The following is a 15,816-nucleotide window of genomic DNA, read 5'->3' on the forward strand; positions in this document are numbered from 1 at the left end:
CCGACCCCTACAGCCTGTCAGCCCACCACTCCCGTCCAGGCGGCCGCCCCCGCCCGGCTCTCACGGGTCGCCGCCCCACCTGGGAGACCCTCACCACCCGCCGCTGAAGCTGTGATTGTCGACACGTCAACAAAGGGGTATTCAGTGACGAGGCGAACCATCTGCGTACGAAAACCGCACACGGAACGTAAGTGATCAAGATGCCTGCGTTATGTAAAATTCAGATAAACAAGATCCACATTTTCCGATCAATGCCTAGTCAAGGCATGTCCATGTAGGACAGATTCGGCGGCGCCCTTGTGCGCACGAATCTCTCCAGGAGCAGACATGCCCCGCCGCCACGGCACTTCGCGTCGGCACCTTCGCCTCTTCTCGCCCGGTCGACGCTGGGCGCGCGCGGTCGCGCTCGCCGTCCTGACGTCGATCGCGCTGCTGCTCACCACCGAGTCGGCGATGGCCCGGGGCGCGACGCTCCAACCGCTGTCGTTGGACTCCGTGCGCACCTGGTTCTCCGACCTCTGGACGGACAAACCCGCGCCGAACTGGGGCAAGCTGCCGCAGCAGGCCTCAGGAACGGCCGAGGGCAAGAGCCACGACGCCCCGGCGGCCGAGACCAGCAACACAAGCGAGGCCGACGGCCGGCCGGCGGGCCGCAGCCCGGGCGAACTCCCCGCCTACCAGCCGCCGGTGGCGAAGGTCCCGGCCGGGCGCAGCGCCACCGCCGCCGGCTTCGACCCCGGCGCCAGCAAGCGCCGCGCGGACAAGTCCACCGAGACCTCCGACTACTACGAGAACCCGGACGGCTCCTACACCCGCGAGTTCCACCAGAGCGCGGTCAACGTCAAGGACGCCAAGGGGAACTGGCAGAAGCCCGAGCCGAAGCTGACCCAGGGCCAGGGCGGGCGCTGGCAGCAGAAGTCCCCCGGGAACGCGGTCGACTTCGCGGGCAACGCCAAGGACGACCACCTCGGAAAGGTGACCATCGGCGGCGACAAGTCCTTCGCCTTCGGGCTGCAGGGCGCCGCCGACGCGGCCGCCGACGCCAAGGACGGCACCGTCCGCTACCAGCAGGTCGGCCCGGACACCGACCTGCACCTGACCGCCCGTCCGAGCGGCCTCAAGGAGGCCATCGTCCTCAAGTCCGCGCAGGCCGGGAATCGCTGGGTCTTCCCGCTGGAGCTGCACGGCCTGACCGCCGCCCTGACCAAGGACGGTGGCGTCGACCTGCGTGACGGCGAGGGCAAGCCCGCCGGCACCATCCCTCCCGGCTACGCGTACGACTCGAAGATCGACCCCCGTTCCGGCGACCCGGTCACCACTCACGCCGTCGGCTACCGGTTGGAGACCGAAGGCGGACGCACCTCGCTGGTGGTCACCCTGGACGAGGCGTGGCTGCACGCCCCCGAGCGCGTCTTCCCGGTGACCGTCGACCCCTCCTTCAGCTCCGGCGGCTCGACCACCTACACCGAGTCCAACACGCCCGTCGGCGACCACTCCATGGAACAGGAGCTCAAGGTCGGCTCCTACGACGGCGGCACCCACAGTTCCACCTCGTTCCTGTCCTTCCCGAACCTCGGGCTGGACGGCTCCTTCGCCACCGTGCAGTCGGCAACGCTCAACCTCTTCATGACCTACGCCGCGAGCTGCACGCCGCAGCGCTTCGACGCCGCGGCGATCACCACGCCCTGGACCCCCGCGGAGGTCACCGCCGCTCCGGGCCCGGCGTACGGCGGCTCGATCGGCAGTGCGAGCCCGACCCCCTCCGCAGCCTGCGCCAACTCCGCCGGCGACCCCTCCAAGGGCGACAACATCACCGTCGCGCTGTCCCCGGCGACCCTCAACGGCTGGGCCCAGGGCGGTCCCGACTACGGCGTGGCGCTCTACGCGGCGACCAACGACGCGGCGTCCTACAAGAAGTTCGGGTCGATGTACAACCCGGACGGCGCGCCGACGCTGACCATCACCTACACCGGGGTCCTCCAGCCGCAGGTCCTGATCCAGTCGCCGCCGAACGGCTCCGGCGTCCAGACGCTCACCCCGCTGCTGGCGGCCAGCGGACAGATCGACCAGTCCGGCGGCCGACCGCTGATCAGCCCGAAGTTCGCCTTCCAGGTGTTCTCCACCGACGGCACCAAGGTCGCCGAGTCCGGCACCGTCGACTCCACCGACTTCCAGTCCAGCTGGGCCGTTCCGGCCGGGAAGCTGGCCTGGGGTCAGACCTACTACTGGACCGTCCAGGCCTTCGACGGCGTCGGCTACTCTCCCAACCCGTCCTGGTACGCGCTGACCACCCAGGTCCCGCAGCCCGTCGTCACCTCCAAGCTCTCCCAGAACACCGACGACCACGGCCTCAACCCGGCCATCGGGAACTACACCACCCGCGCCACCGACGCCAAGATCTCCGTCCCCGGCCCGAGCCTGGCCGTCGAACGCGACTACAACTCGCTCGACCCGCGCATCACGGGGGCGTTCGGCGCCGGCTGGTCGAGCCTGCTCGACGCCAAGGTCGCCGAGCAGTACGACCCGGCCGGCACCCAGACCGGCGTGGTGGTGACCTACCCGGACGGCTCCGCCGTCGGCTTCGGCCGAAACACCGACGGTACCTTCGCCCCGCCGCAGGGCCGCTTCGCCACCCTCGCCCGCGCCACCGCTCCGGCCACCGGCTACACGCTCACCGACAAGAGCGCCAACGTCTACACCTTCGCCCAGGGCCTCGGCTCCGGCGGCTACGGCCTCACCGCGATCGCCGACGCCAACGGCCGCGCCCTCAACCTGACCTGGGCCTCGGGCCGGATCACCACGATGACCTCGGCCGCCGCCGGCCGCAGCCTCGCGCTCACCTGGTCCACCCCGAGCGGCGCCGCCAACCCGCACGTCACCCAGGTCACCACCGACCCGGTCACCGCGGGCGACGCCACCAGCTCCCTGGTGTGGACCTACGGCTTCACCGGCGACCAGCTCACCAAGGTCTGCTCCCCGGTCAGCACCACCCAGTGCACCACCTACGGCTACACCGCCGCGTCGCAGTACCGCAGCCTCTCCCTCGACCAGGACGCGGCCTCCTTCTGGCCGCTCGGCGAGGCCGGCGGCACCACCGCCGCCAGCGCCGTGATCGCCCGCCAGGGCAACGACAACGCCACCTACCACGGCGTCACCCTCGGCAAGCCGGGACCGCTGGCCGGCACCACCGCCACCGCCGCCGGCTTCGACGGGACCTCCTCGTACGTCCAGCTGCCCAAGCTCGGCCTCGGCACCACCTCCTCGCAGAGCGTCGCGATGTGGTTCAAGGCCGACGCGGGCTCCGGTCCGGGCGTGCTGTTCTCCTACTCCGACCGCCCGATCGCCGCGACCTCCGCCCGCGGGAACTTCACCCCCGCCCTGTACATCGGCGACGACGGCAAGCTCCACGGCATCTTCTGGACCGGCGACACCCCGGCCCCGATCACCACCGCCGCCCCGGTCAACGACGGCACCTGGCACCACGTCGCGCTCACCGGCTCCTGGAACGCCCAGACCCTCTACCTCGACGGCAAGCAGGTCGGCAACCCGGCCCCGGGCTTCGGCACCCTCGGCCACACCAACGCCCTGCCCTGGATGTACAACCAGGTCTATCTCGGCACCGGCTACCTCGGCGCGAACTGGCCCAACCAGCCGCACCCCGGCCCCAACCCCAGCACCGTCTACGCCACCTACTTCAAGGGCTCCATCGCGCAGGCCGGCTGGTACACCAAGCCGCTCGGCAAGGACGACGTCAGCGCCCTCTACCAGGCCGGCACCACCCCCGCCAACCTGCTGAACAGCGCGCTGCGCCCCTCCGGCAAGACCTTCGCCTCGGTCGGCTACGACACCGCCACCGCGGGTGTCACCAAGCTCACCGACGAGAACGGCGGGACCTGGACTCCGGCCGCCCCCACCGTCACCGGCTCCAGCCAGGTCTACCGCGGCGCGGTCATGGGCTCCGCCCCCGCCGCCTACTTCCGGCTCAACGAGGGCGCCGGAGCTTCCGGTGCCGTCAACGAGGTCAACTCCGGCCTGGCCACGTACAACAACACCGCGCTGGGCGGCGACGGCCCGTTCGCCGACGCCAAGGCGGCCGGCTTCGACGGCACCTCCTCCTTCCTGAAAATGCCGTCCACCGTCCAGGTGTCGACCGGCAACGACTCGGTCGAGCTGTGGTTCACCATGAACAGCGGCTCCACCGCCGGCGGCGTGCTGTTCGACTATGCCGGCGCCCCGATCAACAGCGACAATCCGCGCGCCAACAACTGGGTCCCCGCGCTGTACGTGGGCACCGACGGCAAGCTCCGCGGCAAGTTCTGGGACCAGTACGGCACCAACTGGCAGATCGTCACCCCCGGCACCGTCAACGACGGCAAGTGGCACCACACCGTGCTCGCCGCCAATGCCACCGGGCAGACCCTCTACCTGGACGGCAAGCAGGTCGGCTACACCAACGGCACCCGCGCCGCCTCCGCCTCCGACCACGTCTACGTCGGCGCCGGCGAGTCCTACAGCTGGCCCGCCGGCCCGACCAACCAGCTCGGCTACTTCCCCGGCCGGATCGCCGAGGTCGCCTACTACCGGGCCCAGCTGAGTGCCGCCCAGGTCGGCGCGCACTGGGCGGCCGGCGCGGACTCCGGCGGCCTCGCCCCCGTGCAGACCATCGCCGTCACCGACCCGCGCGGCGGTACGGTCAAGTACGAGCACGACCTGCGCAACGGCAACCGCATGATCGCGCAGACCACCGCGCTCGGCGCCCGCACCACCTACGGCTACGACACCTCGGGCTTCCTGCTCACCGAGACCGACCCCAACGGCAACGTCACCACCACCGGCCACGACGCCCGCGGCAACGTGGTCACCAAGACCACCTGCCAGGACCAGGCCCGGCAGAAGTGCTCGACCACCTACTCCTCCTTCCTGCCGGACGCCACCACCACCAAGCTCACCCCGAGCCCGCTCAACGACCTGGTCTCCAGCGTCCGCGACGGCCGCTCAGCCGACGCCGCCGACACCAGCTACCAGACCTCCTACAGCTACGACGCCGCAGGCAACCAGACCGGCGTCACCACCCCGGCGGTGGCCGGCTTCCCCAACGGCCGCACCACCGCGATCGCCTACACCGACGGCACCACCAACGCCGCCGCAGACTCCGGCCTCGCCCCCAAGGGCCTGCCGTACCGGACCACCTCGCCCGGCGGCGCCGTCACCGCCATCGCGTACAACCGCAACGGCGACATCGCCTCGGTGACCTCGCCCAGCGGCCTGGTCACCCGGTTCACCTACGACAACCTCGGCCAGATCCTCACCAAGACCACCGTCTCGGACACCTACCCGGCCGGACTGACCACCGCCTACACCTACAACAAGGCCGGCCAGCAGGACACCCGGACCGACCCGGCCACCACCAACCGGGTCACCGGCGCGGTCCACCAGGCCAGGACCGCCAGCACCTTCGACGCCGACGGACTGGTCACCGCGCAGACCGTCAGCGACCTCAGCGGCGGGGACGCCCCGCGCACCGTCGCCAACACCTACAACGCCTACGACCAGCTGGAGACCACCACCAACGCGGCGGGCGGCGTCACCCGTAACACCTACGACCCGAGCGGCGCCCGGACCAGCGAGACCGCCCCGGGCGGCAACACCACCGCGACCGCGTACGACGCGCTGGGCCGGCTGCTCACCCAGACCCTCAAGAACCACACCGGCGATCCGGCGAACCCCTCCCCGGCCAAGGACCTGGTGCAGTCCTCGCGCGCCTACGACCCGGCCGGCCGGCTCGCCTCGCTGACCGACGTCAACGGCAACACCACCAAGTACACCTACACCGACAACGGCCTGACCGCGACCGTCACACGAACCGACCCGACCGGCGCCCAGTCGTACGTGCTGCAGTCCAACAGCTACGACGCGGCGGGCAACGTCGCCGAACAGCGCACCAACAACGGCGCCACCGTCACCCGCAACGCCTACGACGCGGCCAACCGCACCACCGCCAGCACCGTCGACCCCAACGGCGTCAACCGCACCACCACGCTCACCTACACGCCGGACGACCACGTCGCCGCCCAGCAACTGCGCGACGCCACCGGCGCCACCCACACCACCAGCAGCACCTACGACGCGACCGGCCAGCAGACCAGCCGCTCGATCCAGTTCGACGGTGCGGGCAACCCGGTGGGCTGGTGGGTGCTGGACCAGGCGTCCGGCGCCACCGTGCCCGACGCCTCCGGCACCGGCAACACCGCGAGCACCACCGGCGCCGTCAGCTGGCCCGGCGGCGCGGCGGGCTTCGACGGCACCGGCGGTACCGTCTCCACCACCGGCCCGGTGCTGAACACCGCCACCTCCTTCACCGTCTCCGCCTGGGTGAACCTCGCGGACACCGGGACCTGGCACGCCGCCGTCATGCAGGGCGGCACCAACCAGCTCTCCATGCTCCTCGGCTTCGACCGGTGGGCCGGCTGGGCGTTCACCGTCTCCGGACGGGACTCCGCGGGCTCCGGATTCAGCCAGGCCTCCACCGGCCTCGCCGCGGTCAAGACCAACACCTGGACCCACCTGGTCGGCGTCTACGACTCCGCCGGCGGCGCGATCAAGCTGTACGTCAACGGCGTCCTGGCCGGCTCCGGCACCAACCCCTCGCCGTGGAGCGGCGGCGGCCCGCTGGTCATCGGCGCGACCAAGGCGGCCACCGGCCCCGCCCGCGACCTGATGAACGGACAGGTCGCCAACGTCCAGGCGTACCAGCGCGCCCTCGGCGACTCCGAGGCCTCGGCGCTGTTCACCACCGGACGCGGCGGCGGCACCACCAACGCGCCCCGCCCGGCCGCGGCCGCCTGGAAGCTCGACCAGACCTCCGGGCTCGGCGTCCCCGACAGCACCGGCAACGGCTACCCCGGCACCGTCCCCAACACCGTCCGCTGGACCGGCGACGCGGCCGCCTTCGACAACAACGGCGCCCTGATCGCCGGCACCGGCCCGGTGCTGAACACCGCCACCTCCTTCACGGCCTCCGCCTGGGTGAACCTCGCGGACACCGGCAACTGGCACGCCGCCGTCATGCAGGGCGGCACCAACAACCTCGCGATGCTGCTCGGCTTCGACAAGAACACCGGCTGGGCCTTCACCATCGCCGGCACGGACAACACCAACACCGGCTACACCCAGGCCGCCTCCGGCCTCGCCGCGGTCAAGACCGGCACCTGGACCCACCTGGTCGGCGTCTACGACTCCGCCGGCGGCGCGATCAAGCTGTACGTCAACGGCGTCCTCGCCGGCACCGGCACCAACCCGACGCCGTGGAACGGCACCGGCAACGTGTACCTCGGCGCCACCCAGGCGGCCACCGGCAACGCCCGCGACCTGATGAACGGCCAGATATCCAACGTCCAGCTGTACCAGCGGGCGGTCACCGACACCGACGCCGGCACCCTGTACACGGCCGGCCGCACCGCCGCCACCCAGCTCGGCCAGCCCGCCGCCGTCTGGAAGCTCGACCAGGCCAACGGCCCGGCCGTGCCCGACGCCGGCGGCGGCAACCGCGGCGCCACCGCGCTCAAGGCCGTGGGCTGGACCGACTCCTCCGCGTCCTTCGACGGTACCGGCGGCGCGGTCAAGGCCGCGTCGGTGGTCGACACCACGGCCTCGTACACCGTCTCGGCCTGGGCCAAGGTCTCCGACTTCTCCGACTACCGCAGCATCGTCACCCAGAGCGGGTCGCAGACCGCGGCCTTCATCCTCCAGTACTCCCCGACGGTCGGCTGGGCCTTCCACACCACCTCGACCGACGTCTACAGCCCGGTCTGGCGCACCGCCTCCTCCGGCACCGCCGCGCCCAAGCGCGACACCTGGACCCACCTGGTCGGCGTCTTCGACGCCCCGACCGGCACCATGCGGCTCTACGTGGACGGCGCCCTCGCCGGCACCGGCACCAACACCACCGCCTGGAACGGCACCGCCGGCACCGTCATCGGCGCCACCATGCCCGCCAACGACTCGCCCCGCGATCTGATGAAGGGTCAGGTCGCCAACGTCCAGCTGTACCGCTGGGCCCTGCGCGACGGCGACGTCGCCGACCTCGCCAGGAACGGCCGCACCGGCGCCACCGTCACCTCCACCACCCCCCAGCAGGCCACCGTCAGCTGGAAGCTCGACCAGCGCGGCCTGCCCGTCGAGATGACCGACCCCAACGGCAACAAGTCCGGCTACCTCACCGACGAGGCCGGCCACCGGGTGCTCACCAGCGCCCCCACCGTCAACGTCGAGACCGGCGGCGGCACCCCCGTCGCCATGCACCCCACCACCACGGTCGGGTACGACACCTTCGGCGACATCACCGAGCAGCAGGACCCCAACGGCAACACCGTCACCACCGCGTACGACGCGGGCGGCCGCCCCACCAGCGTGACCCTGCCCGCCTACGCCAAGCCGGACGGCAGCGGTACCGTCACCGGGGCCAGGTCGACCCGCGAGTACGACCCCGACGGGCGCCTCACCAAGAGCACCGACCCGCTCCAGCGCGTCACCACCTACCGCTACACCCAGCTCGGCGACCTCGCGGTCACCACCGACCCCAAGGGCGGCACCACCCGGACCGTCCGGGACGCCGCCGGCCAGGTGCTCGCCACCGTCAGCCGCGGCGGCGCCGAGAGCCGGGCCACCTACGACTGGCTCGGCCGACGGACCACCACCACCACGCTGGAGCGCTACCCCGCCCCGGTCACCGCCACCACCACCTACTCCTACGCCCCCTCCGCGAGCAACCCCGGCGGCGCCTTCCTGGCCTCCGTCACCAGCCCCGGCGGCATCACCACCTCCACCGGCTACGACCAGGTCGGCGAGGCCGTCTCCACCACCGACGGCGCCGGCAACATCACCCAGGTCCAGTACGACGCCCTGGGCCGCCCCGCCGCCACCCGGGCACCCGACGGCACCTGGACCAAGGTGACCTACGACCAGACCGGCAACGTGGTCCGGACCCGCCGGCTCGACCTGGACGGCAGCACCGTCCTGGCCGCCAGCACCGCCACCTACGACGCCGGCGGCCGGATGCTCTCCACCACCAACCCGACCGGCCGCACCGAGCGCTTCACCTACGATGCCACCGGCGCGCTGACCAGCCAGACCGAACCGGTCAGCGACACCGCCTCGATCACCACCACCTACGGCTACGACGCGGCCGGACACCGGACCCGCTTCACCGACGGCCGCAACCACAACTGGATCTACGGCTACAACAGCTGGAACCTGCCGGAAAGCGTCACCGAACCGGCCGTCTCCACGGCCGCGTACACCTACACCGCCGACGCGGACCGCACCAGCCGCACCGTCTACGACGCGGCCGGACGCCCGACCCTGAAGCTCGCCCCCGGCGGGGTGCGCCAGCAGCTCGGTTACGACGACCTCGACCAGGTCACCTCGCAGAGCGGCAGCGGCGCCGAAGCGGACACCGCCACCCGCACCTTCGACTACGACCCCGACGGCCGGATGACCGGCGCCTCCACCGCTGCCGTCGGCACCACCACCGCGGCCACCGCGGAGACCTTCAGCTACAACGACCGCGGCGGCCTGCTCACCGCGGGCGGCAGCGGCGGGTCCAGCAGCTTCGCGTACAACACCGACGGCCTGATGACCTCACGCACCGACGCCGCCGGGACCGCGACCTACGGCTACGACGGCGCCGGCCGGCTCAAGACGCTCAACGACCCGGTCACCGGCACCGCCCTCAGCCTCGGCTACAACGCGCTCAACCAGCCCGCCACCGTCACCTACGGCGCCGGCGGCAACATCCGCAGCTACGGCTACGACAAGCTGCACCGGCTCACCAGCGACACCCTCGCCAAGCCCGGCGGAGCGACCGTCGCCGCCATCGGCTACGGCTACGACCCGGCCGGCAACCTGACCTCCAAGACCACCCAGGGCTTCGCGGGGCCGGCCGCCAACACCTACACCTACGACTACGCCAACCGGCTCGCCTCCTGGAACAACGGCACCACCACCACGGCGTACGAGTACGACGCCTCCGGCAACCGCACCCGGGTCGGCGGCAACGTCTACACCTACGACGAGCGCAACCAGCTCACCGGCGACGGCAACGCGATGTACACGTACAGCGCGCGCGGCACCCTGACCACCGTCAAGGCCGGGCTCACCATCACCGCCAACGGCTCCGACGCCTTCGGCCAGCAGGTCCTCCAGGGCGCCCAGCGCTACACCGCGGACGCCCTCGGCCGGGTCGTCACCGGCCAGACCACCACGGTCGGCAGCCGTACGTTCAGCTACTCGGGCCAGGGGAACCTGGTCGCCTCCGACGGCACCAGCACCTACAGCCGGGGCGTCGCGGGCGACCTGATCGGCATCGGTACAGTCGGCCAGGCCACCGCCAACACGCTGGCCTTCACCGACCAGCACACCGACGTGGTCGCCGACTTCACCGCCACCGGCACCACGCTCACCTCCTCCGTCGCGTACGACCCCTTCGGCGCCTCGATCGGTGCCAGCGGCGCGTCGATCGGCCAACTCGGCTACCAGTCCGGCTGGACCGAGCAGTCCACCGGCCGGGTCAACATGGCCGCCCGCTGGTACAACCCCGGCACCGGCCAGTTCATGAACAAGGACACCTGGTCGCTCAGCCCCACCCCCAACTCGGCCGCGGCCAACCCCTTCGCCTACGCCGACGACAACCCCTTCAGCGGCACCGACCCGAGCGGGCACGGACTCTGGGGCAGCATCAAGAGCTTTGCGAACAAGGCCGTCAACAAGGTCGTCAGCGTGGCGAGTTCGGCCTGGAACGCGGTCACCAGCGCGGCCGGTACGGCCTGGCACGCCGTCACCGAGACCTACCACGCCGCCACCAGCTGGGTCGCCGACCGCGCCCGGGACGCCTACCACTTCGTCGTCGACACCTACAACAACGCGGTCAAGGCCGCCGTCCGGCAGGCCGAGCGGGTCTACCGCTCGATCGAACAGGACATCGCGCGGATCAAGGACAACATCGCCAGGCTCCAGCGACAGACCGCCGCCTACGTCAGCCAGGCCCGCCAGCAAGTCGCCCAGGCGTACCACGCCACCGAGCAGTTCGTCTCCACCGCGGCCGACACCGTGGTGGAGACCGCCAAGGGCGTCACCCAGTACGTCAAGGACCACGCCGCCACCATCGCCTCCTTCGCGGTCTCGGCCGCCGTCTTCATGGGCTGCGAAGCCGTGGTGACGGTCGCCACCGGCGGCACCATGTCCATTCCCGGCGCCATGGCCTGCGGCGCCCTCGCCGGCGCGGCCGGCGGGGCCGTCGACCAGGGCGCCAAGTGCCTCGGCGGCCAGCAGGGCGCCTGCTCCGTCGGCAGCTTCGCGATGGCGGCCGGCCTCGGCGCCCTGGGCGGAGCGCTCGGCGGCGGCATCGGCGGGGCCCTGGGCGGCAAGCTCGCCCAGACCGTCGTCGGCAAGATGCTGCCCCGCGCGGTCACCACCGTCCTGGAGGAGACCGCCATCGGCGGCATCTCCGGAGCCGCCACCGGCGCCCTCAACTACGGCGTCACCTGCGACTCCTCCCAGACCGGCTGCAGTTGGGCCGGTGCCGGGCAGGCCACCGTCAGCGGAGCCGTCGACGGCGCCGTCGGCGGAGCGGCCGGCGGGGCCTTCGGCGCGGGCGTCCGGGCCGTGAAGGACCGCGGCGGCTCCGGCTCGGGCCGGGGCGCGGAAGGCTGCGAGACGCACAGCTTCACCGGCGACACCCCGGTCCTGATGGCCGACGGCAGCACCCGGCCGATCGCGCAGCTCAAGGAGGGCGACGAGATCGCCAACTCGGTCCCGGGCAAGGAGGGAACGGAGACCCACAAGGTCGACAAGGTCATCGTCACCACGACCGACCACGACTACGTCGACGTCACCGTCACCCCGGACGCTGCCGGGACCGGTGCCGGGACCGCTGCCGACAACGGCGGCAGCGGCACCGGCCGGCTCGGCCCGCTGAAGCGCCTCGCCCTCGGCCTCGCCGCCTCGGTCGCCGCCTTCACCGCCCTGTCGGCGGTCCCCGGTGCCGCCCCGGAGGCCGCCGCGGCCACCGCCCCGGCCCCGGTCGCGGCCACCGCCCCGGCTGCCGGTTCGACCCTGACCACCACCGACAACCACCCCTTCTACGACCTCACCCGGAACGCCTTCGTCCCGGCGAAGGACCTCCGCCCCGGCGACCGCCTCCAGACCCCCACCGGCACCGCCACCGTCCGCACCACCCACCGCTACGAAGCCGGAACCACCACCTACGACCTCACGGTCGACGGCCTCCACACCTACTACGTCCTCGCCGGGACCACCCCGCTCCTGGTCCACAACTGCGGCGGCGACCAGTACATCTGGGACGGCAGCGTCCGGTTCGAAGCCCCGGACGCGCTCGGCCGGCCCGGAGCCATGCACGCCTCGGTCCGCGGCGACATGCTGGACAAGGGCACCGAGGCCGGGAAGCGCCGCACCCCTGGCTGGCGCGGCCACGGGACCCTCTGGAACGAGGCGCGCGGCCACCTGCTCGCCGGCCGCCTGGGCGGGCCCGGCAAGGGCCCGATGTCCAAGTACAACCTGGTCACGCTGACCCAGAACCCGGTCAACTCGCCGTGGATGCGCGACATCGTCGAGGGGCCCATCTACGACGCCGTCGACAAGGGACAGGTCGTCCAGTACACCGTGACGCCTATCTACGCGGGGAGCAATCCCGCTCCGATCCGCCTGGAATTCACGGCGCACGGTAACCAGGGCTTCCAATTGACCGGGCACCTGGACAACCCGGCCGCAAATCCCCTCACCCCGGGATTCGATATCGGGTGAACCGCTTTCAGGCCCGCGCCCCCGCGCGGGCCTGAACGGTCCGTTATACTGACGCGACTTTTTTTGCGAATCCGGAGGTAGGTCCGCATGTCCCGCACCACGCCGGCCCGGCCGGTGGACGTCGAAGCCCTCTTTCCCGAGCTCCGGCACCACACCGCCCCGGCGACCAGGCTCCACCCGAGGCCGGGCGACCCGAAGCCGTCCGACAGCTCGGTCGGGGGCATGCTGTCCTGGCCCTCCGGCGAGCCCTGGCCGACCTGTACGGCGGTCCACCGGAAGTCCCGCGGTGAACTCGTGGCGAACATCCGGCAGTACCGGCGACTGTTGTCCGAGATCTGGAGCCGGCGTGATTCCGCGGGGAATCCCGTCGGCCCTTCCGCCGACGAACGCCTCGAATTGGACGCCCTCACGAAGCGGGGGAAATACGCCCCAGAAATCGCGGACGACGCCCCGATCCCGCTGCTCCCGGTGCTCCAGCTCTTCCGCTCGGACGTGCCGGATCTGGAATTCCCGGAAGGAAAGGACCTGCTGCAGGTCCTCTGGTGCCCGTTCGACGCGCACGGAGAGAACCGCGCCATCGACGTCCGGCTGGTCTGGCGGGACTCGGCGAAGGTCGTCGACCCGCTCCCGGAGCCGCCCCGGCTGACGGTCGTCGGGAACAAGGGCTACCTCCCGGAGCCCTGCCTGCTCCAGCCGGAGCGGGTCACCGAGCACCAGGACGTCGAACTGCTCCCGGTCTCCCTCCAGGAGGCCATCGGCGCCTGGGAGGAGGAGCAGGAGGAGGCCGACGAGAACGCCCCCGGCTACCAGTTCGACCTGTCCGTCGCCCCGGGCTGGAAGGCCGGCGGCTTTGCCTCCTGGCACCTGACCGGCCCCGCGCCCATGGTGTGCGAGTGCGGCGCGCCGATGCGCCTGCTGGTCACCGCCGCCAGCCGGGAATGGGACAACGGGAACCTCAGCTGGCGCCCCGTCGAGGAGGCGGACGACACCACCCGCGGCCTCAACATCCCGACCCGGGTCGTCCTGGGCCGGGACGGCTCGCTGCGCGTCTTCGTCTGCACCGTGGACGCCGAGCACCCGTACCAGGTCAATGAGCAGTAGCGCGGGGAGGGCCGGGAGCACCGGGCGGGCCGGGAAGCGGCGGGCCGCCGCCGCGGCGCTGGGCGGTGCCTGCCTGGTGGGGATCGTCGGCACGGCCGTCTGGCCGGCCCAGGACGACGGGGACCCGCCGCCGGCGCGGGCCCGGCAGTACGCGGCGTCGCAGGCATGCCTGCTGACGGGTCAGCAGGGCGTCGCGGAGCCGGAGGCCGCCGAAGTGTGGGGGGCGATGCAGGACAGTTCGTCCGCCACCGCGGGGAAGGTGTCGAGCCTGCCGGTGATCGGGGACCAGTCGGTGGGCAACGCCGTGCCGTACGCGAACACGCTGGTGGCCCGGAAGTGCGACGTCGTGCTGGCGGCGGGGAGCGTCCAGGTGCAGGCGGTGACGCAGATCGCCCCGGCGAACCCCGCGGTGCGCTTCCTGGTGGTCGGGGAGGCCGCCGCCGGCGGGAACGTGACGGTGGTCGCGCCGGGGCCGCAGACCCGGGCGAAGGTGGCGGACGCGCTCACGAAGGCCTTCGGCGCCCTGAAGGGGTAGTACGGTGCCGGAGCCGGAGGAGGACCCCCGCCCGGGATCGGGCGGGGGTCCTCCTCGTCGGGCCGGGGCGTCCGGGTGGGGCCGGGTCAGCCGCTGACCTCCAGGGTGGTGGGCCAGCCCCGGTCGTCGAGCTTGGTGAAGAGCGCCTTGATGTGGTCGGGGTGCAGCTTGATGCAGCCGAGCGAGCGGTAGTCCTGGTCGCCGTCCCACTTGGTGGGTTCGGTGCTGCCCTGGTCGCCGTCGGCCGTCATCTCGCTGTGGATGAAGAGGTCCGACCGCAGGGTGCCGTCGGAGCACTTCTTGTCCGACAGGGCGATGGCGAAGCCCTTGATGGTGCGGTCGCGGTGGCGCTCGTGGCCCTCGATCCGGTAGGTGCCGTTCGGCAGCCAGCCCTTGTCGGTCCGGCAGCTGTCGCGGCCCTCGGTGCTCGCGCCGATGCCGGACCCGGCCCGGTAGGAGGCGATGGTCTCGCCGTTGACGCGGACCGTGAGGGTGGAGTGGTCGGGGTGCTCGTGGTTCTTGACGAAGGTCATCCGGACGCCGTTGTCCGCCGCCTGCGCGGTGGGCGCGGTCACGGTCGCGAAGGCCGCCGCGAGGCCGGCGGCGAGCACCAGGGAGGTGAGGGCCGGCCGGGGGGTGCCGTGCTCGGAGTGCGAGTGGTTCGTACACATGTCCTGCTCCTGTCCGCTTCTGTTCGGTTCGGCCCGGGTCGGTCCCCGGCGCCGTCACCGAGACTTCCGGGCACCGGGGTTGGCCGTCCATCGGATGCGGAACAGTGGAACTTGCACTTCGTCTTGCACCGCGCTGACCTGCGCCCGAGCGGTCGGCGGTGCAGGTCGGACCACTCCGGGAGGACGCCTGTGGAGCAGCGGGAGAAGGCTTTCGAGGAGGCCGCGGGCGCGTTCGCCCGGGCACTGGACGACTGGGCCCGGTGCCTGGGGGAGGCCACCGACGGCGACCAGCGGCCGTCGCGCAAGGTGCTGGTGCGGCGGCTCCAACTGGCCGGGCACCGCATCGACGAGCCGCTGCTGTCCTACTGGCTGAAGGGCCGTCGGCAGCTCCTCGCTGCGAAGGCCAACCGGGTGCCCTCACCGGCCGACACGGCCGCGCTGGCCCGGGCGCTGCGCCCGGACGCCGCCGCGACGGCCGAGCTGCTGGGCGGGTACGGGGAGGCGGTCGCCGCGCACCAGGCCCGGCTGAAGGAGCTCGGTGGTGCGGGGTGGCGGCGGAAGATGGTCGCCCACCTCGACGAGGACGCCGACCAGGGCGCCGGCGGTGGCGGCGCCCACCGCGCCGGGGTGGGGGGGGCCCGGGGCGGGGGGGCGGGGGGGGGTGGGGGGGGTGTCTTTTTAAAAAAAACC

The 15,816-nt window shown here is 72.0% G+C and carries 5 protein-coding genes; 4 read left to right on the forward strand and 1 reads right to left on the reverse strand.

Going from position 1 to position 15,816, the window contains the following annotated elements:
- Positions 1 to 327: 327 nt before the first annotated feature.
- From ACFQ6N_RS31570 to ACFQ6N_RS31580, 3 genes are all read left to right on the forward strand, one after another.
- Complete coding sequence (locus ACFQ6N_RS31570; protein WP_380656473.1) at positions 328 to 12,819, forward strand: LamG-like jellyroll fold domain-containing protein; 12,492 nt, start codon at positions 328 to 330, stop codon at positions 12,817 to 12,819.
- 87 nt (positions 12,820 to 12,906) lie between these two features.
- Positions 12,907 to 13,920, forward strand: a complete 1,014-nt coding sequence (locus tag ACFQ6N_RS31575) for a hypothetical protein (protein WP_380656476.1) — start codon at positions 12,907 to 12,909, stop codon at positions 13,918 to 13,920.
- Entirely contained in the window at positions 13,910 to 14,455 is a 546-nt protein-coding gene (locus ACFQ6N_RS31580; protein ID WP_380656479.1) for a BMP family ABC transporter substrate-binding protein, read from the forward strand. The genes ACFQ6N_RS31575 and ACFQ6N_RS31580 overlap by 11 nt, the downstream gene beginning before the upstream one ends.
- A gap of 86 nt (positions 14,456 to 14,541) precedes the next feature.
- Here the strand turns inward: ACFQ6N_RS31580 and ACFQ6N_RS31585 are convergent, their stop codons facing one another.
- Positions 14,542 to 15,126, reverse strand: a complete 585-nt coding sequence (locus ACFQ6N_RS31585; protein ID WP_380656482.1) for a L,D-transpeptidase family protein — start codon at positions 15,124 to 15,126, stop codon at positions 14,542 to 14,544.
- A gap of 189 nt (positions 15,127 to 15,315) precedes the next feature.
- On the opposite strand from ACFQ6N_RS31585, the gene ACFQ6N_RS31590 reads away from it, so the two are divergent.
- On the forward strand, positions 15,316 to 15,816 hold a 501-nt coding region (locus ACFQ6N_RS31590), incomplete at its 3' end, for a hypothetical protein (protein WP_380656484.1).

Source organism: Kitasatospora sp. NPDC056446, from assembly GCF_042796115.1.
Classification (GTDB): Bacteria; Actinomycetota; Actinomycetes; order Streptomycetales; family Streptomycetaceae; genus Kitasatospora.